The organism is Neorhizobium galegae (genome assembly GCF_021391675.1).
Lineage (GTDB): Bacteria > Pseudomonadota > Alphaproteobacteria > Rhizobiales > Rhizobiaceae > Neorhizobium > Neorhizobium galegae_B.
Genome location: NZ_CP090095.1, coordinates 3,847,425 through 3,869,232, shown reverse-complemented (window position 1 = coordinate 3,869,232; position 21,808 = coordinate 3,847,425). Strand labels below are relative to the sequence as shown.

At 60.1% G+C, this 21,808-nt stretch carries 22 protein-coding genes and 1 pseudogene; 12 read left to right on the top strand and 11 right to left on the bottom strand.

The genetic code is table 11. The features are described 5' to 3' along the window. Positions 1-579, top strand: coding sequence for a hypothetical protein (locus LZK81_RS18955; protein ID WP_233954253.1), 579 nt, complete (start codon positions 1-3; stop codon positions 577-579). A 238-nt stretch (positions 580-817) separates the two neighbouring features. On the opposite strand, the gene LZK81_RS18950 is transcribed toward LZK81_RS18955, so the two are convergent. Beyond that, positions 818-1,006, bottom strand: coding sequence for a hypothetical protein (locus tag LZK81_RS18950; protein WP_046607897.1), 189 nt, complete (start codon positions 1,004-1,006; stop codon positions 818-820). Between LZK81_RS18950 and LZK81_RS18945 the strand changes: the two genes are divergently transcribed. Further along, the gene (locus LZK81_RS18945; protein ID WP_418936454.1) at positions 999-1,367 is read left to right on the top strand and encodes a hypothetical protein; all 369 of its coding nucleotides are present in this window, start codon (positions 999-1,001) and stop codon (positions 1,365-1,367) included. The genes LZK81_RS18950 and LZK81_RS18945 overlap by 8 nt on opposite strands. 211 nt (positions 1,368-1,578) lie before the next feature. Continuing rightward, positions 1,579-2,403: a DUF2189 domain-containing protein gene (locus LZK81_RS18940; RefSeq protein ID WP_046607898.1), complete on the top strand. Its 825-nt coding sequence runs from the start codon at positions 1,579-1,581 to the stop codon at positions 2,401-2,403. A gap of 28 nt (positions 2,404-2,431) precedes the next feature. Here LZK81_RS18940 and LZK81_RS18935 read toward each other — a convergent pair whose 3' ends face one another. The 6 genes from LZK81_RS18935 to LZK81_RS18910 all read right to left on the bottom strand — a co-directional run bounded on the left by LZK81_RS18935 (position 2,432) and on the right by LZK81_RS18910 (position 7,440). Beyond that, positions 2,432-2,794 carry a cytochrome C oxidase subunit IV family protein gene (locus LZK81_RS18935; protein ID WP_046607899.1) on the bottom strand — a complete coding sequence of 121 codons (363 nt, stop codon included), beginning with the start codon at positions 2,792-2,794 and terminating at the stop codon, positions 2,432-2,434. Between the two features lie 7 nt (positions 2,795-2,801). After that, positions 2,802-3,521, bottom strand: a complete 720-nt coding sequence (locus LZK81_RS18930) for a heme-copper oxidase subunit III family protein (RefSeq protein ID WP_233954252.1) — start codon at positions 3,519-3,521, stop codon at positions 2,802-2,804. Positions 3,522-3,558: 37 nt separating this feature from the next. Continuing rightward, positions 3,559-4,278 carry a cytochrome c oxidase subunit 3 gene (locus LZK81_RS18925; RefSeq protein ID WP_233954251.1) on the bottom strand — a complete coding sequence of 240 codons (720 nt, stop codon included), beginning with the start codon at positions 4,276-4,278 and terminating at the stop codon, positions 3,559-3,561. Beyond that, positions 4,275-6,053: a cytochrome c oxidase subunit I gene (locus LZK81_RS18920; protein ID WP_233954250.1), complete on the bottom strand. Its 1,779-nt coding sequence runs from the start codon at positions 6,051-6,053 to the stop codon at positions 4,275-4,277. Before LZK81_RS18920 ends, LZK81_RS18925 begins: the two co-directional genes overlap by 4 nt. Positions 6,054-6,102: 49 nt before the next feature. Beyond that, positions 6,103-6,918 carry a cytochrome c oxidase subunit II gene (locus LZK81_RS18915; RefSeq protein WP_037082541.1) on the bottom strand — a complete coding sequence of 272 codons (816 nt, stop codon included), beginning with the start codon at positions 6,916-6,918 and terminating at the stop codon, positions 6,103-6,105. Between the two features lie 132 nt (positions 6,919-7,050). Continuing rightward, on the bottom strand, positions 7,051-7,440 hold the full coding sequence (locus tag LZK81_RS18910; RefSeq protein WP_233954249.1) for a c-type cytochrome: 390 nt from the start codon (positions 7,438-7,440) through the stop codon (positions 7,051-7,053). A 173-nt stretch (positions 7,441-7,613) separates the two neighbouring features. Here LZK81_RS18910 and LZK81_RS18905 point away from each other — a divergent pair, with 173 nt between their 5' ends. The 5 genes from LZK81_RS18905 to LZK81_RS18885 all read left to right on the top strand — a co-directional run bounded on the left by LZK81_RS18905 (position 7,614) and on the right by LZK81_RS18885 (position 11,408). After that, complete coding sequence (locus tag LZK81_RS18905; RefSeq protein WP_233954248.1) at positions 7,614-8,315, top strand: IS6 family transposase; 702 nt, start codon at positions 7,614-7,616, stop codon at positions 8,313-8,315. A 61-nt stretch (positions 8,316-8,376) separates the two neighbouring features. Further along, positions 8,377-9,192, top strand: coding sequence for a transporter substrate-binding domain-containing protein (locus LZK81_RS18900; RefSeq protein WP_233956619.1), 816 nt, complete (start codon positions 8,377-8,379; stop codon positions 9,190-9,192). A 170-nt stretch (positions 9,193-9,362) separates the two neighbouring features. Next, the gene (locus tag LZK81_RS18895) at positions 9,363-10,025 is read left to right on the top strand and encodes an amino acid ABC transporter permease (protein WP_233954247.1); all 663 of its coding nucleotides are present in this window, start codon (positions 9,363-9,365) and stop codon (positions 10,023-10,025) included. Positions 10,026-10,035: 10 nt separating this feature from the next. Beyond that, the gene (locus LZK81_RS18890) at positions 10,036-10,689 is read left to right on the top strand and encodes an amino acid ABC transporter permease (protein WP_233954246.1); all 654 of its coding nucleotides are present in this window, start codon (positions 10,036-10,038) and stop codon (positions 10,687-10,689) included. Continuing rightward, positions 10,686-11,408 carry an amino acid ABC transporter ATP-binding protein gene (locus LZK81_RS18885; protein WP_233954245.1) on the top strand — a complete coding sequence of 241 codons (723 nt, stop codon included), beginning with the start codon at positions 10,686-10,688 and terminating at the stop codon, positions 11,406-11,408. The genes LZK81_RS18890 and LZK81_RS18885 overlap by 4 nt, the downstream gene beginning before the upstream one ends. Positions 11,409-11,780: 372 nt before the next feature. Here LZK81_RS18885 and LZK81_RS18880 read toward each other — a convergent pair whose 3' ends face one another. From LZK81_RS18880 to LZK81_RS18870, 3 genes are read right to left on the bottom strand one after another with little or no spacing between them, the layout of a single operon-like run. Then, complete coding sequence (locus tag LZK81_RS18880; protein ID WP_233954244.1) at positions 11,781-12,680, bottom strand: dihydrodipicolinate synthase family protein; 900 nt, start codon at positions 12,678-12,680, stop codon at positions 11,781-11,783. 16 nt (positions 12,681-12,696) lie between these two features. After that, positions 12,697-13,335: a LysE family translocator gene (locus tag LZK81_RS18875; RefSeq protein WP_233954243.1), complete on the bottom strand. Its 639-nt coding sequence runs from the start codon at positions 13,333-13,335 to the stop codon at positions 12,697-12,699. A 57-nt stretch (positions 13,336-13,392) separates the two neighbouring features. After that, on the bottom strand, positions 13,393-14,082 hold the full coding sequence (locus LZK81_RS18870; RefSeq protein ID WP_233954242.1) for a B3/4 domain-containing protein: 690 nt from the start codon (positions 14,080-14,082) through the stop codon (positions 13,393-13,395). 128 nt (positions 14,083-14,210) lie between these two features. Between LZK81_RS18870 and LZK81_RS18865 the strand changes: the two are divergent. Then, positions 14,211-15,685 (top strand): annotated as a pseudogene (locus LZK81_RS18865) (PLP-dependent aminotransferase family protein). 141 nt (positions 15,686-15,826) lie between these two features. Here the strand turns inward: LZK81_RS18865 and LZK81_RS18860 are convergent. Beyond that, positions 15,827-16,444, bottom strand: a complete 618-nt coding sequence (locus LZK81_RS18860; protein ID WP_233954241.1) for a TetR/AcrR family transcriptional regulator — start codon at positions 16,442-16,444, stop codon at positions 15,827-15,829. A gap of 111 nt (positions 16,445-16,555) precedes the next feature. Between LZK81_RS18860 and LZK81_RS18855 the strand changes: the two genes are divergently transcribed. The 3 genes from LZK81_RS18855 to LZK81_RS18845 are packed head-to-tail and all read left to right on the top strand — an operon-like array spanning position 16,556 to position 21,779. Continuing rightward, positions 16,556-17,629 (top strand): efflux RND transporter periplasmic adaptor subunit, encoded by a 1,074-nt coding sequence (locus LZK81_RS18855; protein WP_233954240.1) that lies wholly within the window; start codon positions 16,556-16,558, stop codon positions 17,627-17,629. Continuing rightward, positions 17,626-18,711 (top strand): efflux RND transporter periplasmic adaptor subunit, encoded by a 1,086-nt coding sequence (locus LZK81_RS18850; protein WP_233954239.1) that lies wholly within the window; start codon positions 17,626-17,628, stop codon positions 18,709-18,711. Before LZK81_RS18855 ends, LZK81_RS18850 begins: the two co-directional genes overlap by 4 nt. After that, a complete protein-coding gene (locus LZK81_RS18845) occupies positions 18,708-21,779 on the top strand; it encodes an efflux RND transporter permease subunit (protein WP_233954238.1) in 3,072 nt (1,023 codons plus the stop codon). The genes LZK81_RS18850 and LZK81_RS18845 overlap by 4 nt, the downstream gene beginning before the upstream one ends. Positions 21,780-21,808 lie beyond the last annotated feature (29 nt).

The following is a 21,808-nucleotide window of genomic DNA, read 5'->3' as shown; positions in this document are numbered from 1 at the left end:
ATGCAGAAAGAAACCAACCGATTCCAGGCGGCAGATAAGGCCCTGCTGGCGGCTGTCAATGAAGCGATGGAGAACGCCGTCAAGATCGCAGGGGATGAACTTCTCTCACTTGGCGTGGGCAGATCACCCCATGATTACTTTGCGGATGGTGTCCTTCGCCACCTGTTCCTGCGCCTGTGCGGGGCCAATCTGGAAACGAACAGTGGAGGGGATCCCGAAACCGCATGGAAAATCCTGTATGCAGGCCGAAATGTCGCCCATCATTGGGAAAGGGAGCGTGGCAGCCCCGCAGCACTCAGCAAGCGGAAAGAGCGCCGGGAGGATGTCGAAAAAGATGAAAGTGAACGGAAGCAACTCGCACTTTCAGCACAGAACTTCGCGTTGAAAACCGTCGTCCGCGCTTTGGTTGATCATGCGCGTGTCTCGGATCCGCAGATCGACGAAAGAATGGTGGCGGCGGTTGACGCCCGCCATGCAAAGCTTGAGGTCGCATCCGACACCGACCGCGAGTTTATGCGGATAGCAAAGAGCTACCTGGCGCTCCTTACCACACCACAAGCATCCGAGGTTACCGAGTAGAGAAAATTGACCTGATTTTTACTCCGACCGTACGGCACATGTAAACGTAATCGGGCGCGCAGACACGCCGGTCCTGCAACATTCTGCGCTGTGGTTGATCTAACTCAAGCGACTGAAATCGATCTCATTTCGAGTTGGAACGGCGGTTCTGATCCCTTCAAGGCGACCAGATTTTGAACACGTTGAAAAGTCCTCCGCGGTTCGCCGATCAACGGTTTGCACACGGCTCACGGCTCGTTCAAAGAAGTGCCTGTTCGTTTCTGCCCAGGAAGCGGAAGTCGATGTCGATAGCAACGCCACTGAGCCGCAGTAGAATGCTCGCCATCGCGGCGCCGAAATCTCCGTCGAGGATCAGCAGATAGATGCGCACCGGGATCGTTGCGGTGCTGCCCTGCGCGTCATCGGGAGCGGCGGGTCTGATGTTCATATTGCTCGGCTTCGTTAAAGTTTTGAATGCAATGAAAGTGGATTTCCGCACGGCAACTCATGCGCGCGCGTTTGAGGACACGTTGCGCTTTTCACTTGTCGGCAACAATCGGGCGGAGACTTCCCATCTGCTGCTGCGAAAACGAGAGCGGACAATGCAGGGGGGCCGATCAGCCGGAGGTCTGCGGCGTTCCATCTCGATTTTCTTGGTGCATCGTAATCTCTTCGTAATGCCACTGCACAGACGCTCGTCTCTCGCCACTGACATCCATCGCATCCGCGCCATGGCGCATTGTAAAGTCGTGACGGGCGCGTTGCCCGATCTCAGGCAGCAGCGGCATAGTTCGATCACCGCTCGATAACGTGACAATTCCATGCCCACTCACTGACGTATGGTTTATGTGACGACGCTTGGATGCGCAGCAATTCTGCGCCGTAGGGTGCGCCGCTGGTCAAGTTTCGACCGGGGGCGTATAATCTTCGCGCGTGCAGGTTCAGTCCTATGGCGCTGTTCCTCACGCGGGCATCCGTTGTGGTCGTTGTTGTCTGTGACAAGAATGGAGAGGAATTGTTATGGCACATTTTCACGTGATCGCGGGAGGCGCCAGGAAGGTGGCCTATCCCACCGTGCGGCGCATCAATGTGGCCGATGTCTTCACCTCGCTGCGTCAGGGGTTGGATGATTTCTGGACCAAGCCGTCGCACTACGTCTTTCTCTGCCTGATCTACCCTGTGGCCGGCGTGGTCCTCGCGTATTGGACATCCGGTGCCAATGCGCTGCCGCTGCTGTTCCCGCTCATGTCAGGCTTTGCCCTGATCGGTCCGATAGCGGCGCTTGGTCTTTATGAAATCAGTCGCCGGCGCGAGCTTGGCCTTGACACCTCCTGGCAGCATGCGCTCGAAATCAGGCATTCCCCGGCAGTCCCGGCAATCCTCGCCATCGGCCTTATGCTGGCGGTGATTTTTATTCTGTGGCTCCTGACGGCGCAGTCGCTCTATGTCAGCCTGTTCGGGCCGGGACGGCCGGAATCGCTGATGATTTTGGTCAACGAGGTGTTCGCGACGAGCAGGGGTTGGCAGCTGATCCTCTACGGGAATGCCGTCGGCTTCCTCTTTGCTCTGGCCGTGCTTTGCACCACAGTCATTGCATTTCCGCTGCTTCTTGATCGTGACACCGGTGCGGCGACAGCGGTTTATACCTCGATGAAAGCCTTCGCGGTCAATCCCATGGAATTCATGCTCTGGGGTCTGATCGTGGCGGTGCTTCTGGCGGTCGGTTTTGCGATGTTCTTTGCCGGTCTGGCTATCGTGATCCCCGTACTTGGCCACGCGACCTGGCATCTGTATCGCAAGGTCGTTGAACCGGAACCCGTCTTGGGGAGCGGCACCGGTCGGTAGGTCGGAAAACCGACTTCGGCACTGCCCCTCAGGGACCAGTGCCGAAGAAGGCGAGGCGGGTGAAGATCGTATAGTCCGCTTCCGATACCATCAGCGCGACGAAAACCAGGACCAGCAGCGGCGGCAGCATGATGGCGTAGACGAGCGCCAGCCGTTCCCAGGCCATGTGCATGAAGACGGCAACGATCAGCCCGGCCTTCGCCATCATGAACAGCAGGATCAGCGTCCATCTGAGATAGCCCTGGAGGCCGAGATAATCGACCATGTAGGAAAAGGCGCTGAGCACGAAGAGCATGCCCCAGACCACGAGGTAGAGCCGGATCGGATGCTGCTGCCCGGTTTGCGGCTGCTGTCCAGATTGGATGTGTGCATGCGCCGTTGTCTCGTTCATGACGACCTCACCACAGATAGAAGAATGCGAAGATGAAGACCCAGACCAGATCGACGAAGTGCCAGTAGAGGCCCATGATCTCGACGGCCTCGTAGCGGCCTCTCTGGCTGGTGAAGAAGCCGCGCCGTTCCTGGTCGAAATCGCCCCGCCAGACCTTGCGGGCGACGATGAGGAGGAAGATCACGCCGATCGTGACATGGGTGCCGTGAAAGCCGGTGATCATGAAGAAGGTCGATCCGAACTGTGCCGCTCCCCAGGGGTTTTCCCAGGGGCGCACGCCTTCGCTGATCAGTTTCGTCCACTCGAAGGCCTGCATGCCGACGAAGCATGCCCCGAGAACAGCCGTCAGCAGCATCAGGATCGCGGTCGTGCGGCGCTCGCGGCGATAGCCGAAATTGACCGCCATCGCCATGGTGCCGCTGCTCGAGATCAGCACGAAGGTCATGATCGCGATCAGGATCAGCGGCACGTCCTGGCCGCCGATATGCAGCGCAAAGACCTCGCTCGGATTGGGCCATGCGACCGGCGTCGACATGCGGGCGGTCATGTAGGCGATCAGGAAACAGCCGAAGACGAAGGTGTCGCTGAGGAGAAAGATCCACATCATCGCCTTGCCCCAGGAGGCGGTCTTGAAGGCGCGCTGATCCGAAGCGAAATCGGCGGCGACACCGTGCAGGCCCACCGGCCTGAGATCCGGTTCGCCATGTGTCCCGATAGTCTGTACCATCTGCAAATCTCCTCGTTGAGCTCCCTCAGTTCGGCCCCTAGTTCAGCAATGTGCGGCAGAGATCGACGAAATCATTCGCCCACCCGGCAAAGAGCGCAAAGAGCAAGAGCCAGACGGCGAGCATGAAATGCGAATAGATGGCGGAAAGATCGACGCTGAGGCGCAGCCTCTCCGGCGCGACGTCGGTTGAAAATGCCCTGACCGTCGTGTGCGCGAGCACGGCGAGCCCGCCGAGGATATGCAGGCCGTGCAGGCCGGTGAGCATGTAGAAGAAGCTGTTGGCGGGATTGTCGGCCAGCACGTAGCCGGCCGCCGTCAGTTCCCGCCATGCCTGGACCTGTCCAAAGAGAAACAACAGGGCAAGGGCAAATGCGGCAGCAAGCACCGGCCGCAGGCTTTCCATGTGGCTGTGCCCCACCTCTCTTCTTGCCCATTGCAGCGCGACACTGCTTAATGCCAGCGCTGCGGTGTTGACCCAGAGCAGCCGGGGAACCGGTGTGGCCCACCAGTCCACTGACGCCATGCGCATGAAATAGGCGCTGACGGCTAGGCTGAAGAGCGCGCCGACGACACCGAGAAACACGAAGAGGCCGATTTTCACCGCCGGCACGGGCGACTGTTGCGGATCGGCGCCGTGATGATCCGGCAGCTGCACGGACCCGGTTTCGAGCCACGGCTTCGAGGTCAGCCGTTGTCCGGCGAGCCACCAGACGATGATGGCGCCGATGACGGCAAGGAAGATCAGCGTGACGTTCATGCCGGAACCTCCCGTGTGACGCCGCCGCTTGCCGGCACCGTCTGCGGAATGAAGTCCTCAGCCGCTCCCGGCACGCTGTAGTCATAGGCCCAGCGATAGACCACCGGCAAATCCTTGCCCCAGTTGCCGTGCGCGGGCGGCGTCTGCGGCGTCTGCCATTCCAGCGTCGTTGCCCGCCATGGATTGCCGCCTGCCTCTCTGCCGCGGAAAAGGCTCCAGACCAGATTGAACAGGAAGACCATCTGCGCGGCCCCGACGATCAGCGCCATGACTGTGATAAAGATGTTCAGCGTATGGGCCGAGGGTGGAACGAAGGCCGTCTCGCCCAGCTCGTAGTAGCGGCGCGGTACGCCGAGCAGGCCGAGATAATGCATCGGGAAGAAGATCGCGTAGGTACCGAGGAAGGTGGTCCAGAAGTGGATCTGGCCGAGCGTCTCGTTCAGCATGCGTCCCGTCACTTTCGGATACCAGTGACAGATGGCCCCGAAGATGACGAGTATCGGCGCCACGCCCATGACCATGTGGAAATGCGCGACGACGAACATCGTATCCGACAGCGGCACGTCGACGACGACATTGCCGAGGAACAGACCCGTCAGGCCGCCATTGACGAAAGTGACGATGAAGGCGAGCGCAAAGAGCATCGGCAGCGTCAGGTGAATATCGCCGCGCCATAGCGTCAGCACCCAGTTGTAGACCTTGATCGCCGTCGGGATGGCGATGATCAGCGTCGTGGTGGCGAAGAAGAAGCCGAAGGCCGGGTTCATGCCGCTGACATACATGTGGTGCGCCCAGACGATGAAGCTCAGCGCGCCGATGATGACGATCGCCCAGACCATCATGCGATAGCCGAAGATGTTCTTGCGCGCATGCGTGCTGATCAGGTCCGAGACGATGCCGAAGGCCGGCAGCGCGACGATATAGACCTCCGGATGCCCGAAGAACCAGAACAGGTGCTGGAACAGGATCGGGCTGCCGCCGCCATGCTGCAGCTGCTCGCCCATTTCGACGATGGCAGGCATGAAGAAACTCGTGCCGAGCAGGCGGTCGAACAGCATCATGACGCAGGCGACGAACAGGGCAGGGAAAGCGAGCAGCGCCATCACGGTGGCAGTGAAGATGCCCCAGACGGTAAGCGGCAGGCGCATCAGCGTCATGCCGCGCGCGCGTCCCTGCAGCACCGTCACCACATAGTTCAGGCCACCCATGGTGAAACCGATGATGAAGACGATCAGCGAGGAGAGCATGAGGAGGATGCCCCAGTCCTTGCCGCCGGGCGTACCTGACAGGACGGCCTGCGGAGGATAGAGCGTCCAGCCGGCCCCTGTCGGGCCGCCGGGGGCGAAAAAGCCCGCGGCCAGGATCAGTACGGCCAGCAGATAGATCCAGTAGCTCAGCATGTTCGCATAAGGAAACACCATGTCTCGCGCGCCGACCATCAGCGGAATGAGGTAATTGCCGAAGCCGCCGAGGAACAGCGCGGTCAGGAGATAGATCACCATGATCATGCCGTGCATGGTGATGAACTGATAATAGTGATCCGCATCGATGAAGGCAAAATAGCCGGGAAAGGCAAGCTGCAGACGCATCAGCCAGGAGAGCACCAGCGCCACAAGGCCGATCGAGATGGCGGTAACCGAATATTGGACGGCGATGATCTTGGCATCCTGGCTGAACACATATTTCGTCCACCAGCTTTTCGGATGATAAAGCTCGACATCCTCGACTTCGGCGGAGGGGATGGCGCCTGCGCTGCCGGATGGAATCTCGACCATGATGTCTCTTCCCTTTCCTTCCGATGCTGCCTGAAACCGTTTCACCGGTTCAGTTTGCCGGTCGCGGCTCTCCCGATGCCATAAGCTGGGTGAATGTCTGCTGCTGTCCGAGCCAGGTCTGATAGTCCGCCGCTTCCTCGACGACGACGGTCCCGCGCATTTGCGCATGGCCGATGCCGCAGAGCTCGGCACAGAGAATCTCGAAGCTTCCCGTCCGTGTCGGCGTGAACCAGAAATAGGTGATCATGCCGGGGATCATGTCCATCTTGGCGCGGAATTCCGGCACATAGAAATCGTGGAGGACGTCGATGGAGCGCAGCAATATGCGCACCGGCTTGCCGACCGGCAGATGCAGCTCGCCGCCCTCGATGATCACGTCATCGAGGCCGCTTGCATCATTCTTGTTCAGCCCGAGCGGATTTTCGGGGCTGACGTCGCGCGTCTCCGCGCGGCCGAGCTTTCCATCCACGCCCGGCAGGCGGAAGCTCCACAGCCACTGCTGGCTGACGACCTCGACCGGTACGGCATCGTCAGGCACCGTGATGAACTGGTTCCACACCACGAGGCCGGGCGCCAGCATCGCCGCGACGCCGACTGCCGTTCCTCCTCCCAGCAGCAATTCCAGCCTGCGGTTTTCAGGCTCGTAGGCCGCCCGGTTGCCTGGCTTGTGCCGGAAGCGGAAGACGCAATAGGCCATGAACGAAACCACCGCCACGAAGACGATGCCGGTGATCCAGAAAGTGATGACGAGCGTGCTGTCGATATAGGTCCAGTTGGAGGCGATCGGCGTCCACCACCACGGGCTCAGCACATGGAACAGCACGGAGCCGACAACAATCAAGACGAGAATCAGCACAACAGCCATTTCCGCCCCTCCCTGAGCAGGTCGACCGTGAAACCGCATTCCGCAAAAAAATACCGGGTTATTATCGCACGAATGGAAAAGATGGGCAATTACTGCAATTTAGGCATGTCCAGCCGGTGGCCTCTCGGCCGGTTACTGGGAATATTGCTTGAGATAGGCGATGAGATTGGTGATCTCCTGCTCGTCCTTCACGCCGACGAAGGCCATCTTGGTGCCCTTCACCTTCGCTTTTGGATTGTGCAGATAGTCGCGCAGCGCCGCCTCGTCCCAGACAAGACCGTCGTCTCCGGCCGCCTTCATCCCGGTCGAATAGGCGAAATTGGGATGCGTTCCGGCCTTGCGCCCGAACAGCTTGTTCAGCGACGGACCGACCTTGTTTGTATCGGAATCGACGACATGACAGGTCGCGCATTTCTTGAAAACGGTGGCGCCCGCCGTCGCATCGCCTTCCTGAGCCCGGGCATCAAACGACGAAACGGCGACGATGGACGCGCCGATCAACAGAACAACACGATAGGTCATGGCAAACCCCATCCTCCTCAAGGTCGCCCAATCGCCACATCATCCATCGTCATCTTCGCGCGGATATGTTTGCGATTGCTAAAAAAATAGTCCTTCGAGTTGGTAAGTCAACCGGTCCCACAGGGGCATCGTCAACTTAACGAAACGTGGACGTCGATGTGAGATGACGGGCCATGACAGATCGTGACCCACTCTACCGCCGCCATCGCTTTGCCCCCGAGATCATCGCCCATGCTGTCTGGCTCTATTTCCGTTTTCCTCTCAGCTTGCGGATGGTCGAGGACATGCTGGCGGCGCGAGGGATTATTGTCTCGCACCAGACGGTCCGGCTGTGGGCAGAGAAATTCGGGCGGGCCTTTGCCAGCGAGATCCGCCGCCGCTCAGCCGGTCGGGTGGGTGACAAATGGCACCTCGACGAGGCCGTCGTTTCGATCCGGGGTAAGAAGCACTGGCTCTGGCGCGCCGTCGATCAGGACGGTTTCGTCCTGGAGGTTCTGGTGCAAAGCCGTCGCGATGCCAAAGCGGCCAAGCGTCTGATGCGCAAACTGTTGAAGGGCCAAGGCCGCGCGCCGCGAGTGATGATCACCGACAAGCTTCGATCCTACGACGCTGCAAAGCGTGAGATTATGCCAAGTGTCGAACACCGTTCGCATAAAAGCTTGAATAATCGGGCGGAAAATTCCCACCAGCCAGTCCGGCGACGGGAACGGATCATGAAACGCTTCAAGTCACAGCGCCATTTGCAGCGCTTCGTCTCCATCCATGATCCAATTGCCAACCTGTTCCAAATCCCCAGACATGACATCTCCTCCAGTGATCATCGCGAACTACGTTCAGAGGCGATGAACCTGTGGGCAAAAATCGCTCGCGCCTGAACCGCCATGGTGCAAGCGGCCTACGATTGCCCCACGCCCATTAAGTTTACGATGCCTGCGCATTACATCCATAGTCCTGGCAACCGCTCTTGTAGCGTCGGCGGCCTCGTTCGCCCACGCCGACCAGCTCGACGATATCATTTCGGCAGGTAAGCTCCGTTGCGCCGTGGAGTTGGACTTCCCCCCAAACGGCGCGCGGGACAAGGACAACAAGCCGATCGGCTTTGACGTAGATTACTGCAACGATCTTGCCAAGGCTCTCGGCGTCGAAGCTGAAATCGTAGATACCCCTGATCCAGATCGTATTCCTGCAGTGCTGTCCGGCCGCGCCGATATCGGCATCGCGGTGGCTTCCGACACTCTTGAGCGCGCCAAGACCATCGGGTTTTCCATCCCGTATTTCGTGTTCACGACCGTCATCCTGGCGCGCGAAGATTCCGGCATCAAGAGCGCGGCCGACATCAAGGGACATACGGTTGGCGGACCGGCAGGTGCCTACGAGACACTTGCTCTCGGCGACACTGTCAAATCGTTCAATGACCCGGCGACCAAGCTCTTGACCTTCCAGTCCCAGTCCGACGCTTTCCTGGCGCTCGGCCAGAAGAAGATCGATGCGACCTACACGACGTCGACCATCGCAACGCATCTTATTCAGTCCGGCAAATACCCGGGCCTGAAGATCGTCGGCGATGCGCCAGTTGATGCCGACTACTGCGCCATCCTCGTGCAGCGTCAGGAACAGGGACTTCTCAATTACGTCAATCTGTTCCTGAACCGACAGGTCCGCTCCGGTCGCTACGCAGAGCTCTACGCGAAGTGGGTCGGCACAGAAGGCGGTCCTGCCCCGGACCTGACCGTCGCGAAGACCTACCGCTAACTTTAGTCGATGGGCACTCGTCTTCCACGTGGCTCATGAAGCAGAGCGCGCGAGGGCGGTTTGATTGCGCCCCTGCCCGGATCCTGGAGGCGGCTCCCCGCATCCAGGGTCCGAGCAGAACGTGACCGAGCGCGGCTAAACCCCAATCCCATTGCATAAAGGGACAATCAATGTCTTACACCTTCCAGTGGCGCCCGGTTTTTCGGGCGCTTCCAGAAATGCTCTGGGGAGCACTGGTTACCCTTGAGATTGCGATTTTCGCAATGGTGATCGGGACCGCGCTGGCGGTTGTCCTGGCGCTAGCGAAAAGATCCGGGAACAGGACGTTTTCCGGTCTTGCTGACGTATGGATCGAGACCGCGCGGAACACGCCCGCACTGTTCCAGATCTACATGATCTATTTCGGCCTGGGCTCGTTGGGAATTCGTGTCGATTCCTACACCGCTCTGCTCGTGGGGATCACGTTCAACAATGCCGGCTACCTCGCCGAAACTTTCCGCGGCGGCTTTTCGGCCGTGCCCGAAACACAGATCCGTGCCGCTCGGTCGCTTGGCATGGGGGCGGGGCAGACGATGTGGCATATCGTATTGCCGCAAATGTTGCGCGCCGTCTTCCATGCCATGACGAACCAGATGGTGTGGTCGATATTGATGACGTCCCTCGGCACGATTGTCGGTCTGACCAGCGACCTGACAGGCGTGACGCAGCAGCAAAACGTCCTGACTTACCGGACCTTCGAGTTCTTTCTGGTCGCGGCCGTTCTCTACTACCTGATCTCCAAGACATTCACCGTCGGTGCGCGTCTGCTCGCCTGGCGTCTGTTCCGCTACTGAGGAGTGCCCGATGTTTTTTGACGCCTCATTGTCGTGGAGCGATATCGTCTACCTCTTGCAAGGTGCTTTGGTGACGATCGCCATCACTGCCGCCTCTGTCGCCATCGGCACGGTACTGGGGGTGCTGTTCGGCCTCATCCGCGCCGGCGCGCCGTGGTGGATCAGCGGCCCGATTGGTGGAGTTCTCGACATCTTTCGCTCGGTTCCACTTCTGATCCAGCTGGTGCTGTTCAACTCGTTCAACAGCATGTTTCGGCTGCACTGGCCGAGCTATGCTGTGGCATGCCTGTGCCTGGGCATCTATGCGGCCGCCTTCTGCACCGAAATCGTTCGAAGCGGGGTTTTTGCCGTGCCGACGACGACGCGCAGAGCTGCGCGGTCGCTCGGACTGAGCTGGGGCCAAGAGGTGATCTCGATCACCTTGCCGATGGCGACCAGGATCGTGTTTCCCAGCTGGATCGGTCTGGCGCTCGGCGTGATGAAGGACACGTCGCTGGTTCTGTGGATCGGCATCATCGAGCTCCTTCGCAGTTCCCAGATCGTCACGACCCGCGTTCAGGAGCCGCTTCTGATCCTGACCATCACAGGTCTCATTTATTTCCTGATGAGCTTCCCCATCGCGAGGCTCGGCGCCCGACTTGAAAAAAGGTGGCAGATCCAATGATTGAAATCGAAAACGTCCATAAACATTTCAGCACGCTTCATGTCCTCAAGGGTGTCAGCCTTACCGTCAACAAAGGCGAAGTCCTCTCGATGATCGGTGGCTCCGGTTCGGGGAAATCGACGATGCTGATGTGCATCAATGGGCTTGAGCCGATTCAGGATGGCTGCATTAGCGTTGACAACGTCGATGTCCATGCGAAGGCGACGAACCTTAACAAGCTGCGCCAACGGATCGGCATTGTGTTCCAGCAGTGGAATGCCTTTCCGCATCTCACGGTGCTGGAAAATGTTATGCTGGCGCCAAGAAAAGTGCTGGGCAAGTCCAAGCAGGAAGCCGAGGCGATTGCGGTCGAACAGCTCAAGCATGTGGGACTTGGTGAAAAGCTGAAAGCTTTTCCGTCGCGCCTGTCCGGTGGGCAACAGCAGAGAATGGCGATCGCCCGCGCACTCGCCATGTCGCCGGACTACATGCTGTTTGATGAGGTCACATCCGCTCTCGATCCTCAACTGGTTGGTGAAGTGTTGGATACGCTGCGCATGCTGTCGCAGGAAGGCATGACCATGATCGTGGTGACGCACGAAATGCGATTTGCCCGCGAGGTCTCCGATCGGGTGGCGTTTTTCCGCGAAGGGCTCATTCATGAGCTTGGAACGCCCGAGCAGATATTCGACAGCCCGCAACGTCCCGAAACGGCGGACTTCCTACGCTCAGTGCCTTGAAATCCTAAGCGCCTAAATTCTTTGGGTCGAATTCCTATTCGAATGGTGGGTCGGTCGGCAGTGCGATTCCCTTCAAGGCGATACGATGATGGACAGTTACGCCGCGAGCTTTGAAATGTGCTGCTCGACCAAACGCAGGAATCGTTTGTTGTGAGCCCCTGCAACCGAACCCAATCACACCCATACATAACAAAATCCCCTCAGGGGGATCTTTGCGGGCCAGAAGCCACAACGCACCAGCCCCGCGATCGCGCAAAAGCCGGAGTTAACACCCGGCTTGGTCCGTCGAATTGACTTGGCTCCGAACCGGGGCTGGGCAAAGGCAGATATGGAATAAGATATCCCCGAACCGCGTCCGGCACATCAAAACCTCTACGGGGCCGCGACCTCGAGGATATCCAATGCCAGCCTGACCTCATCTCCGGCGTCTTTCGGCAACGGCAAAACCGGGCGCGGCGGCTGGACGTGCGCCAGGCCCAGGAGGTCCGCAATGGCGAACATAACGCGGAAGCTGCCGTAGCGCTTGAACAGCGTCCAGAGCGGTTCGAAAGCCTTGTTCAACCGCGCGGTCTCGACAGTGTCGCCGGCCCGCGCAGCACGCGTCAGGGCAAGCGCGGGGCCTGGCAGCAGGCCTGCCGCAACGCTGTACCAGGTGTCGCATCCGGCAAGCAAGGCATCGGCCGCCCCCCAATCGCCGCTATATCCGATCGTGAACCTGTCAGGGGTGATCTGTCGCAGGCGTGCGAGTTCCCCCGCGCAATCGTCACCTGCCGCCAGAGGCATTTTCACGGCGACCACGTTGGACACCGTCGACAACCGGGCGATCAGCGCATCGCTGAACGTGAAGCGTGTGGTGCTGGGATTGTTGTAGATGCATAAAGGCAATTCCCCCGCCTCGGCCACAGCGACGAAGTGCTGAAAGACTTCGTCCTCGTTCAGGGGAACGTATGACATGGGCGCCAGGAGCAGGCCGTCGGCGCCGGCGGCTTTGGCATCGCGCGCCAAAGCCTGAGCTTCGTCGGTGCGCAATGCTCCTACACCCACCACAAGAGGAGTCTTGCCGCCAATACATTCAACGGCAACCGCGACGGCACGCCTGCGCTCTTCCCTCGTGAGATACGCATAGCCACCGGTGCTGCCGAGCAGCCCGATGGAATCTGCTCCCGCGTGATGAATACGCTCGAGGAAACGGGCCAGCACCTCGGCGTCAACGCGCCCTTCAGCATCCGTTGGGGTCAGAGGGAACGCAGACAGGCCATTGAACAAAGTCATGATCCAACCTTCCAAACTAAATACGGGAGAGCAGCATGCGCAACCCGGCGAACGCAAAGAACAGCGACAGCAGGCTTTCGATCCAACGGCGGCAGCGGCGGTACAGAGCCACCATCGGCGCTGTGGAGAAGACAATGGCGTAGCCACAGAAGATCGCGACGCTCAGGACGGCGCAGCCGCCCAATATAGCGGCGACGCTTTCCCACGAAGAACCGGGGCCGATACCCAACGTGACCAGCGCGATCCATGCCAGCACCGATTTCGGGTTCGCCAAATGCATCAAGAGGCCCCGCCGGTAGAGCGCAGCCCGGGAAAGAGCGACATCATCCGCCGACACGCGCGCCGCCAGCTTCTCGTTCGACATCAGCGCCGAACGTCCCGCCTTGAAGGCGAGGAACAGCAGATACAAGCCCCCGAAAATCTGGAGAGCGATCAGGGCCTGGGCGTACCTGGCCAACAAGGCGGAGATGCCCGTCGAGGCCATCAGACCCCAGAAGATCGAGCCGCTGACAACGCCGGAGGCAAGCATGAGCGCGGCACCTCTGCCGCGAGCCATCGCCACGCCCATGATGCGCATGTTGCTCGGGCCGGGGCTACCAGCGGCGATGACATATGCCCCATAGACTATGAGCAACTGATGCAGGTTGGAATTCATTCCTTGACGCCTTTAAACCTTATACAGCATCGAAAGATGCAATCACTCTACCGAAAGTTATTCCGCGGCGTGGATCGTTTGACTGACGATCATGCAGCCCGGCATCAGCGCCTTCAGGCCCTCGACCAGGGCGTCGGTTGCCTCGGCCAGCGCTACGTCCGGCATAGTTTCCAGGGCCTCCAATACGAACCACATCCGGCCTTTGGCGGCCGCCAGGCGGGTTCGAGATCCTTGTCGCCAATTCCAGCGTCTGCAAGTGACGCCGACGTCGTCTCGCCAGATGACCTCGCCCAACAGAGGAGGATCGTTGATTTCCTCCCCGTTCATGACGGTGTCGAACGTTTCCGTCCCGTCTGCGATCGTCAAAAAGGGTCGCCCGGCATAGGCGTCATAGTTCTCTCCGCCGACCGGGATCGCGTATTTCAAGCTGATGGCGTTGTAGAGATCGACGATAGGGTTGATCGGCGGAATGGCGCCGTCCTTGAGAACCCGCTTTCTAAGGGCCTGGGCTGAGCAGGGGGTGCGGTTCGGCTTGGCGCCAAAGCGGACGTAGGCGTCGGACCAACTTGCGAGATGCGTTTCCGCCCAAGCCGGGCCGCCGGCCAACAAGCAAGTACAGGCTTCCGCCAGCAATGGACGATCCAGAATTCCTTCTCCGGCCGAAGTGGCATCGACGTGGACGCTCACTGCTCTGAAACCCGGTGCAATACCGCGAATTCGACCGTCGACGACGGGTGTCTCAAACATCCAGGCGACTCCATCAGTTCAAAGCAGAAGCGATCCAGACACAGCGGACCGGTGACGATTGTCTTGACTGCGAGCGACCTATTGCAGTTCATTGGCACAAACTAAACTGCCAGTTTTGGAGATTTTCATTGGTCCAGTACAGACAAGGGTCTCGCAGGACTGGAGCGACGCGCCGGATCTATCATTCCCTGCTCAACCAGATCGAGGCTGGTGTCTATGGTGTCGGTGACGCTCTGCCTTCAAGTCGTTCGCTTGCGGAAGAACTGGGTGTTTCGAGGACGACGGTGACCGCCGCATTCGACCAGCTTGTTTCGGAGGGGTATGTCCGGGTACAGCAGGGACGGAAAGCGTGTGTTGCTTCAGCAGGGCGGCTGAGCCAGGTTGCGCCGCCCGACTGTTCGGCGATCCCCGCTCGCCGGCTTTCCGCCTATGCCACTCGTGCGATGGCGCTGCCGCCGAACAGCACCGCCGGGAGGCTGCCGCTCAAATTCGATTTCCGCTACGGCGATATTGCGGCAGAGGACTTTCCCAAGGCCCCCTGGCGAAAAGCGCTGAATACGGCCTTCCTCAGGCATCGCGACAGGTTGGGATACGATGATCCAGCAGGAAGCCGATCCCTGCGGGAGGCGTTACAGGGCTATGTCTGGCGGTCAAGGGGCATCAACTGCGATCTCGGCCAGATCATCGTTGTAAACGGGTCGCAGCAGGCGCTGGACCTCTGTGCTCGGGTCCTTGTCAATCCCGGCGACCATATCGTGGTCGAAGACCCGTGCTATGCCATGGCCAAGAACGTGATGCATGCCGTCGGAGCAAACATCGTTGCCGTACCTTGTGGTGCCCATGGCATAGACACCGCGAAGCTTCCCGGGGTTGGCGACATCGCCGTGGCGTATGTGACGCCGAGCCACCAGTTTCCTCTGGGGGAGTCTTACCTGCTGCGCATCGCCAAGCCTTGATGGAGTGGTCCATGTCGGCGAACGCCTATGTCATCGAGGACGACTACGACAGCGAGTATCGGTACGATGTCAGCCCCATTCCGCCCCTTTATCTCTCTGGGCAAGGCCGCGTCATCTATGTCGGAACGGTCTCAAAGACCCTGTCGCCGACGCTCAGGCTCGGATTCGTCATACTTCCGCATCCACTTGTTGAGGCCTTCATCGAATGCAAGCGGATTGCCGATCGGCACACATCCACGTTCGAGCAGGAGGCTCTCGCCGGGCTGATCGAGACCGGCGCTTACGAGCGACATGTCCGCAGGATGCGGAGGTTTAACGCAGAGCGGCGCGCCGTATTCCTGGTGTCGATGACGAGCGCTTTTGTGGACGACATCGAGATCGTCGGCACGACTGCGGGACTTCACGTCGTCGTGTGGTTCAACACCATTTCCTGCCGACAAGAGGCGCGTTTCGCGGATATCGCCCGAAGCCACGACATTGGGATCTATCCCATCGCTCGCCTGTTCTCATCGCCGACGGATGAGCGAGCCGGATATATCTTTGGTTATGCGTCCATGTCTGCCGATCAACTCGCCAAAGGAGTGGAAAAGTTGCATCGCGCATACCTCGGCTTCATCGGCGAAGGGTCGCTCCAGGCGGGAGCGTGAGCCAAAACGGGAAGTCTTCGACCGTCACATAGTTTTCACCGGCGGCTACGTGGCGCATCCGCTGTTTCCGTGACTTCGAGAAGAAACGTTTTCCGGTAGAGCGGCCGATTTTCAGATCATCCAAGCACCCGTTTCACCTGATCAACTGCGAGCGGCTGCGAGACCGTGCAAGACCAGATCAAGATGCGCCTCGATATATCTCGGCGTTTCAAGATCGAGACGACCGTCGTGGATCAGTGCTTCGACAATCAAGGCCAACGCGGGCGCAAGTATGACGCGTGCAACCGTTGCAGGCCCGTCCCGAAACTCGCCCTGACGGACACCTTCGTCGATCAGCGCCTGCCCCGTGACGAGGATCGGCACGACGAGTTCCGCGTAGTGGTCATCAACGAGCTGGGGGAACCGCACACCCTCAGAGATAGCGAAGCGAAGCAGCTCCCGGGTTCTGCGGTCTTCCATAACGCGCTCGTAAAAAAGCAGGATCAAGGATCTCAGCCGCTCCGCGCAACTTCCAGTGAGTTCCCTGGCGTCGGCTAGAACGTCCTCGAACGGTACCGCGATATGCCGTGCCATGGCGGAAAATAGAACCTCCTTCGTGGGGAAGTAGACGTAGACCGTCCCTTTCGTCACTCCTATGCGGGCGGCGATATCTTCCACCCGCGCCGCCGTGTAGCCGTGTTCGATGAACTCCTCAAACGCAGCGTCGAGAATCTGCGCAGGCCGGAGAGCCTTCTGTTCAGCGCGCGTCAGCTTTTTCATGTTCACATTCCTCACCAACAGGTCCTGCGGCTTCAACATGTCAGCATTATTTCATTGACTTTCTGGTTAGTCAATTATAATCGGCTTCAAAAGCGACTTGAGAGGCGGCTTATGGGACAGTTAACAACAGGCATTTTATTGGGGGTTTCCATCGCATGCCTTACGGCTTGCGCTCCTCAGGAAGAAGCTCGACAGAAGAACGGGCGACACGTGGAGACGGTGACTGTTCAAGCGGTACCGGTGTCGGAAACCATTTCGACGACGGGCGAGATCAGCGCCAGGGTCCAATCCGACCTTTCATTCCGCGTCAGCGGTCGCATTATCGCGCGGCTGGTCGATGTCGGCGATCACGTCAAGGCTGGCCAGGTTCTCGCACGTCTCGATACTCAGGAGCAGACGGCTGACCTCCAGGTGGCGCTTGCCAATCTCCAATCTGCGGAGGCGCAGCAGACGCAGGCCCGGCAGGCATTCGACAGACAGCAGAGCCTGTTCACCACAGGCGTCACCACGCTGGCCGCCCTCGATAACGCACGCGAAGCCCTTTTAACCACGCAGGCCACGGTTCAGTCAGCGCAGGCCCAGCTGGATACGGCCCGCGATACGCTTGGCCAGACGGACCTCAAGGCGGATGCCAACGGAATCATTACCGCCAGGAATGCCGAAGTCGGTCAGGTGGCGCAGGCCGCCCAGCTTATTTTCACACTCGCCCATGACGGCCCCCGAGACGCGGTGATCAATGCCAACGAGTCCGCTCTTCTCGGACGCGCGCTTGAGGACGTTGCCGAGGTCAGGCTCCTGTCGGGCAGCGACAGGTTTCGGGCCAAGGTCCGCGAGGTCTCGCCCACCATCGACACCACGACGGGGACGATCCGGGTGAAGCTCGCTCTCGAAGATGCGCCGGACGCTCCCCTGGGGAGCGCCGTGGTTGCAACCGCGCGCTACAAGCCTGAGACCGTCATCGAGTTGCCCTGGTCGGCAATGGCCTCCCGTGCGGGGCGGACGGCCGTCTGGCTCGTTGATCCGAAGACGACCGCCGTCTCCCTCCATCCCGTGGGGGTCGCGGCCTATGCCAGCGGCCGCTTCTCCGTCGAATCCGGCCTGTCTGCCGGCGACATTGTCGTTTCCAACGGCACGAAGTTTCTGAGCGAGGGCGACCTTGTGTCTTATGAAGGAGCTGCAAGATGAAAATCGATCCCCGCCTGACGGCGCTTCTGGCAGCGGCCGCGATGCTGTCGGCTTGCCAGAAGGAAGAGGACGCAGCATCGCTGCCTCCCCGCCCGGTCCTATCTCAGTTAGCCGAACCGGTCCCGCAGGCGGCGTTCACTCTGCCTGGCACTGTCCAAGCCCGTATCGAGACCGAGTTCAGCTTCCGCATTCTTGGCCGGGTCATCGCCCGCAACGTCCAAGTGGGCGACCTCGTCAAAAAGGGCGACGTCCTGGCAGCCATCGATCCGGTGGCTCTCGAGCTGGCTGTCAAAAGCGCGCGGTCCGACCTTGCCAACAGCCAGGCGCAACTTGCCAACGCCCGCATCACAGAAGACCGGCAGAGAACTCTGCTCGAGAGACAGAGCGGGGCCAGGGCCACCTTTGAAACTGCCGAACTGGAGCGCAAAACCGCCGAAGCTGCGGTCGCCAAGGCCCAGGCAAATCTGGACAAGGCGAGCGAACAGCTGAGCTATTCGCGTCTGCTCGCCGAATTCGACGGTGTGGTCACCGCGACCGCCGCCGAGGTGGGCCTTGTCGTTTCGCCGGGGCAAAGTGTTGCGACCGTGGCGCGACCGGAGGAGCGCGACGCAGTGGTCGACGTGCCCGAAGCTGCCGGCGCCCATTTGAAGCCAGGCGCATCCTTCGACGTCGCCTTGCAACTTGATCCCCGCATTCACGCCAGGGGCGTGGTCCGCGAGATCGCGCCCGAAGCGGACGACGCGACGCGTACGCGACGCACGCGGTTGACGCTGATCGACCCGCCTGAGGCACTCAGGCTCGGCTCGGTCATAACGGCCAGTTCCATGGGTGAGGCGAAGACCTCGATCCGGCTGCCCTCCTCCGCGATCCGGACAGAGGGATCGAAGGCATTCGTCTGGATCGTCGACAGCGCGACAGGGAAGGTCACCTCTGCCCCGGTCACGCTTGCTGAACAAACCATCGCAAGTGGCCCCGTCACGGTAAGCGACGGGATCAAACCCGGTGACAGGATCGTCACCGCTGGCGTCAACACCCTCGTAAACGGCCAGACCGTTCGTATCGATCAGGAGACCATCAAGTGAAATCCTTCAACCTCTCGGACTGGGCGCTCGAGCATCGTTCGCTCGTCTGGTATTTCATGATCGTCTTCATCCTTGCCGGCACGTTTTCCTACTTCAACCTCGGCCGTGAAGAAGATCCCGCGTTTACCATCAAGACGATGATCATCAATGCGCAGTGGCCGGGTGCGTCCGCTGAAGAAATGACCCGTCAGGTGACGGACAGGATCGAGAAGAAGCTGGAGGAACTTGACGCGCTGGACTACACGCGAAGCGAAACGGTCGCCGGGCAGACTACGGTCTACGTCGAATTGCTTGCGACCACCAAAGCAAGGGACGTGACGGGAAACTGGCTTCGCGTCCGCAACATGATCAACGACATCAAGGGCGAATTTCCCAGTGGCGTCGTCGGCCCATTCTTCAATGACACTTTCGGCGACGTCTATGGCAACATCTACGCCTTCAAATCCGACGGCCTGACGCAGCGCCAACTCCGCGACCTGGTGGAGGACGCGAGAGCGAAGCTGCTGACGGTTCCGAATGCCGGCAAGATCGACGTTATCGGGGCACAGGACGAAGCCGTCTATCTTGAATTTTCGACCCGCAAGATCGCGGCGCTCGGCATCGACCGCCAGGCCGTTATCGAAACGCTTCAAGCCCAGAATGCGGTAGCGCAGTCCGGCTTCGTGGATGCGGGACCCGAGCGGATCGCGTTGCGCGTCGGTGGCCAGTTTACGACCGAAGAGAGTTTGCGGGCCATCAATCTCAGGGTGAATGATCGCTTTTTCCCGCTCACCGACGTCGCGACGATCAAGCGAGGGTATGTCGACCCGCCGTCCTCGCTCTTCCGCTTCAACGGACAACCCGCGATAGGCCTGGCAATCGGGATGACGACGGGTGCCAATCTGACAAACTTCGGCCATGCGCTGGACGAGGAAATGAAGCGCGTCGTGGCCGATCTTCCGATCGGCGTGAACGTGGAGCGGGTTTCCGACCAGCCGGCTGTCGTGGAAGAAGCCGTGTCCGGTTTTACGAAAGCGTTGTTTGAGGCAATCGCTATCGTCTTGGCGATCAGCTTCATCAGCCTCGGACTGCGCGCCGGGCTGGTGGTCGCGATCTCGATCCCGCTTGTCCTGGCGATCACGTTCGTCGTCATGGAATATAGCGGCATCTCGCTGCAGCGCATTTCGCTTGGCGCCTTGATCATCGCGTTGGGGCTCCTCGTCGACGATGCCATGATCGCCGTCGAGATGATGGTGGCGCGCCTCGAGTCAGGCGACGATCTGCGCAAGGCCGCCACCTATGTCTATACGTCGACCGCCTTTCCGATGCTGACGGGCACGCTTGTCACCGTCGCCGGTTTTATCCCGATCGGCCTCAACAACAGCGCGGCGGGCGAATTCACCTTTACCCTGTTCGTGGTGATTGCAGTTTCGCTCGTGGTTTCCTGGGTTGTGGCCGTCCTCTTCACGCCATTGCTGGGCGTGGCGATCCTGCCGAAGACGATGAAGTCCCACCACGAGCGCAAGGGACGCGCCGCGCGGGGATTTGCCTGGCTCCTGGCCGCTGCCATGCGTTGGCGCTGGGTCACGATCACCGCCACCATTGCTGCTTTCGGTCTCTCGCTTGGCGGTCTTGGTCTCGTGCAGCAGCAGTTCTTCCCGGCGTCCGACCGCGTTGAACTGATCGTCGACTGGAGCATGCCGCAAAACAGCACGATAGCGGAAACGAACCGCCAGATGACGCAGTTCGAACAGGAGAAACTCGTCGGCAACCCCGATGTCGACCATTGGGCCACACATGTCGGGGAAGGGGCGCCGCGTTTCATCCTGTCCTACGACGTGCAGACCCCAGCTGCCTGGTTCGGGCAGATCGTCATCGTCGCCAAGGACCTCGAAGCCCGGGATAGGCTGCGCGCAGACTTGCAGGCCTATGTCGCAAAGACCTTTCCCGGTACCGACGCTTTCGTCAAACTCCTGGATATCGGTCCGCCGGTGGGCAAGCCAGTCCAGTACCGCGTCAGCGGCCCGGACATCCAGACGGTGCGCGAGCTGTCGCATCGCTTTGGAGCTATCGTCAACCGGCATCCTCTTATCGCCAACATGACCTATGACTGGAATGAGCCTTCGCGCGTCGTGAAGGTGGATGTGCTCCAGGACAAGGCTCGCCAGCTTGGCGTCTCCTCGGAGGATATCGCGAACGTGCTCAACAGCATTGTCGAAGGGTCTTCGGCAACGCAGATCCGCGACAGCATCTACCTGATCAACGTGATCGGCAGGGCGCAGGACGCCGAGCGAGGTTCGATCGAAACGCTGCGAGACCTTCAGCTTCCCGGATCGAATGGCAAGTCCGTCCCGCTTTCCGCAGTTGCCAAGTTCCGCTACGAGCTCGAACAGCCCATGATCGCGCGAAGGGACCGGATCCCTACGGTCACAGTGAAGGCCGCGGTCACCGGGTCGACGCAGCCCGCTACAATCGTGGAACAGCTCAAGCCCGAGGTCGAAAAGTTCACGAAAACCCTTCCTGCGGGATACAAGGTTGAGGTCGGGGGCTCGGTGGAATCGAGCGCCGATGCGCAGGGGCCGATCGCCGCAGTCGCCCCGCTCATGCTGTTCGCCATGGCGACGATCCTGATGATCCAGCTCCAGAGCTTCAGCCGCCTGTTCCTGGTTTTCGCGGTCGCTCCCCTTGCTCTTATCGGCGTCGTGGCGGCACTTCTTCTCAGCAACGCTCCGATGGGCTTCGTCGCGATCCTCGGGGTGCTCGCACTGATCGGCATCCTGATCCGCAATTCGGTCATCCTCGTGGTCCAGATCGAACATCTGCGCAGCGAGGGAATGCCGCCGTGGCGTGCGGTGGTCGAGGCGACGGAACACCGCATGCGCCCGATCTTGCTGACCGCGGCGGCCGCGACGCTCGCCCTCATCCCCATCTCCCGGGAAGTCTTCTGGGGACCAATGGCCTATGCCATGATGGGCGGGATCGTAGTCGGTACGGTGCTGACGCTTCTCTTCCTGCCGGCCCTTTATGTGGCCTGGTTCCGGATACCGCGCGAAGAGCCGAATATCTCCCCGGAAGCTGCACAGGCTTGATCCACGAAAGGGCGCTTGCGAGCGCCCTT

What these genes read in the sequence shown, in the direction of transcription:
- LZK81_RS18925 (WP_233954251.1), bottom strand. Translation starts at nt 4,278, where the DNA reads ATGAACGTCACGCTGATCTTCCTTGCCGTCATCGGCGCCATCATCGTC.
- LZK81_RS18920 (WP_233954250.1), bottom strand. Translation starts at nt 6,053, where the DNA reads ATGGTCGAGATTCCATCCGGCAGCGCAGGCGCCATCCCCTCCGCCGAA.
- LZK81_RS18935 (WP_046607899.1), bottom strand. Translation starts at nt 2,794, where the DNA reads ATGAACGAGACAACGGCGCATGCACACATCCAATCTGGACAGCAGCCG.
- LZK81_RS18950 (WP_046607897.1), bottom strand. Translation starts at nt 1,006, where the DNA reads ATGAACATCAGACCCGCCGCTCCCGATGACGCGCAGGGCAGCACCGCA.
- LZK81_RS18875 (WP_233954243.1), bottom strand. Translation starts at nt 13,335, where the DNA reads ATGAATTCCAACCTGCATCAGTTGCTCATAGTCTATGGGGCATATGTC.
- LZK81_RS18855 (WP_233954240.1), top strand. Translation starts at nt 16,556, where the DNA reads ATGGGACAGTTAACAACAGGCATTTTATTGGGGGTTTCCATCGCATGC.
- LZK81_RS18885 (WP_233954245.1), top strand. Translation starts at nt 10,686, where the DNA reads ATGATTGAAATCGAAAACGTCCATAAACATTTCAGCACGCTTCATGTC.
- LZK81_RS18850 (WP_233954239.1), top strand. Translation starts at nt 17,626, where the DNA reads ATGAAAATCGATCCCCGCCTGACGGCGCTTCTGGCAGCGGCCGCGATG.
- LZK81_RS18940 (WP_046607898.1), top strand. Translation starts at nt 1,579, where the DNA reads ATGGCACATTTTCACGTGATCGCGGGAGGCGCCAGGAAGGTGGCCTAT.
- LZK81_RS18955 (WP_233954253.1), top strand. Translation starts at nt 1, where the DNA reads ATGCAGAAAGAAACCAACCGATTCCAGGCGGCAGATAAGGCCCTGCTG.
- LZK81_RS18945 (WP_418936454.1), top strand. Translation starts at nt 999, where the DNA reads ATGTTCATATTGCTCGGCTTCGTTAAAGTTTTGAATGCAATGAAAGTG.
- LZK81_RS18930 (WP_233954252.1), bottom strand. Translation starts at nt 3,521, where the DNA reads ATGGTACAGACTATCGGGACACATGGCGAACCGGATCTCAGGCCGGTG.
- LZK81_RS18915 (WP_037082541.1), bottom strand. Translation starts at nt 6,918, where the DNA reads ATGGCTGTTGTGCTGATTCTCGTCTTGATTGTTGTCGGCTCCGTGCTG.
- LZK81_RS18895 (WP_233954247.1), top strand. Translation starts at nt 9,363, where the DNA reads ATGTCTTACACCTTCCAGTGGCGCCCGGTTTTTCGGGCGCTTCCAGAA.
- LZK81_RS18910 (WP_233954249.1), bottom strand. Translation starts at nt 7,440, where the DNA reads ATGACCTATCGTGTTGTTCTGTTGATCGGCGCGTCCATCGTCGCCGTT.
- LZK81_RS18890 (WP_233954246.1), top strand. Translation starts at nt 10,036, where the DNA reads ATGTTTTTTGACGCCTCATTGTCGTGGAGCGATATCGTCTACCTCTTG.
- LZK81_RS18905 (WP_233954248.1), top strand. Translation starts at nt 7,614, where the DNA reads ATGACAGATCGTGACCCACTCTACCGCCGCCATCGCTTTGCCCCCGAG.
- LZK81_RS18870 (WP_233954242.1), bottom strand. Translation starts at nt 14,082, where the DNA reads ATGTTTGAGACACCCGTCGTCGACGGTCGAATTCGCGGTATTGCACCG.
- LZK81_RS18860 (WP_233954241.1), bottom strand. Translation starts at nt 16,444, where the DNA reads ATGAAAAAGCTGACGCGCGCTGAACAGAAGGCTCTCCGGCCTGCGCAG.
- LZK81_RS18880 (WP_233954244.1), bottom strand. Translation starts at nt 12,680, where the DNA reads ATGACTTTGTTCAATGGCCTGTCTGCGTTCCCTCTGACCCCAACGGAT.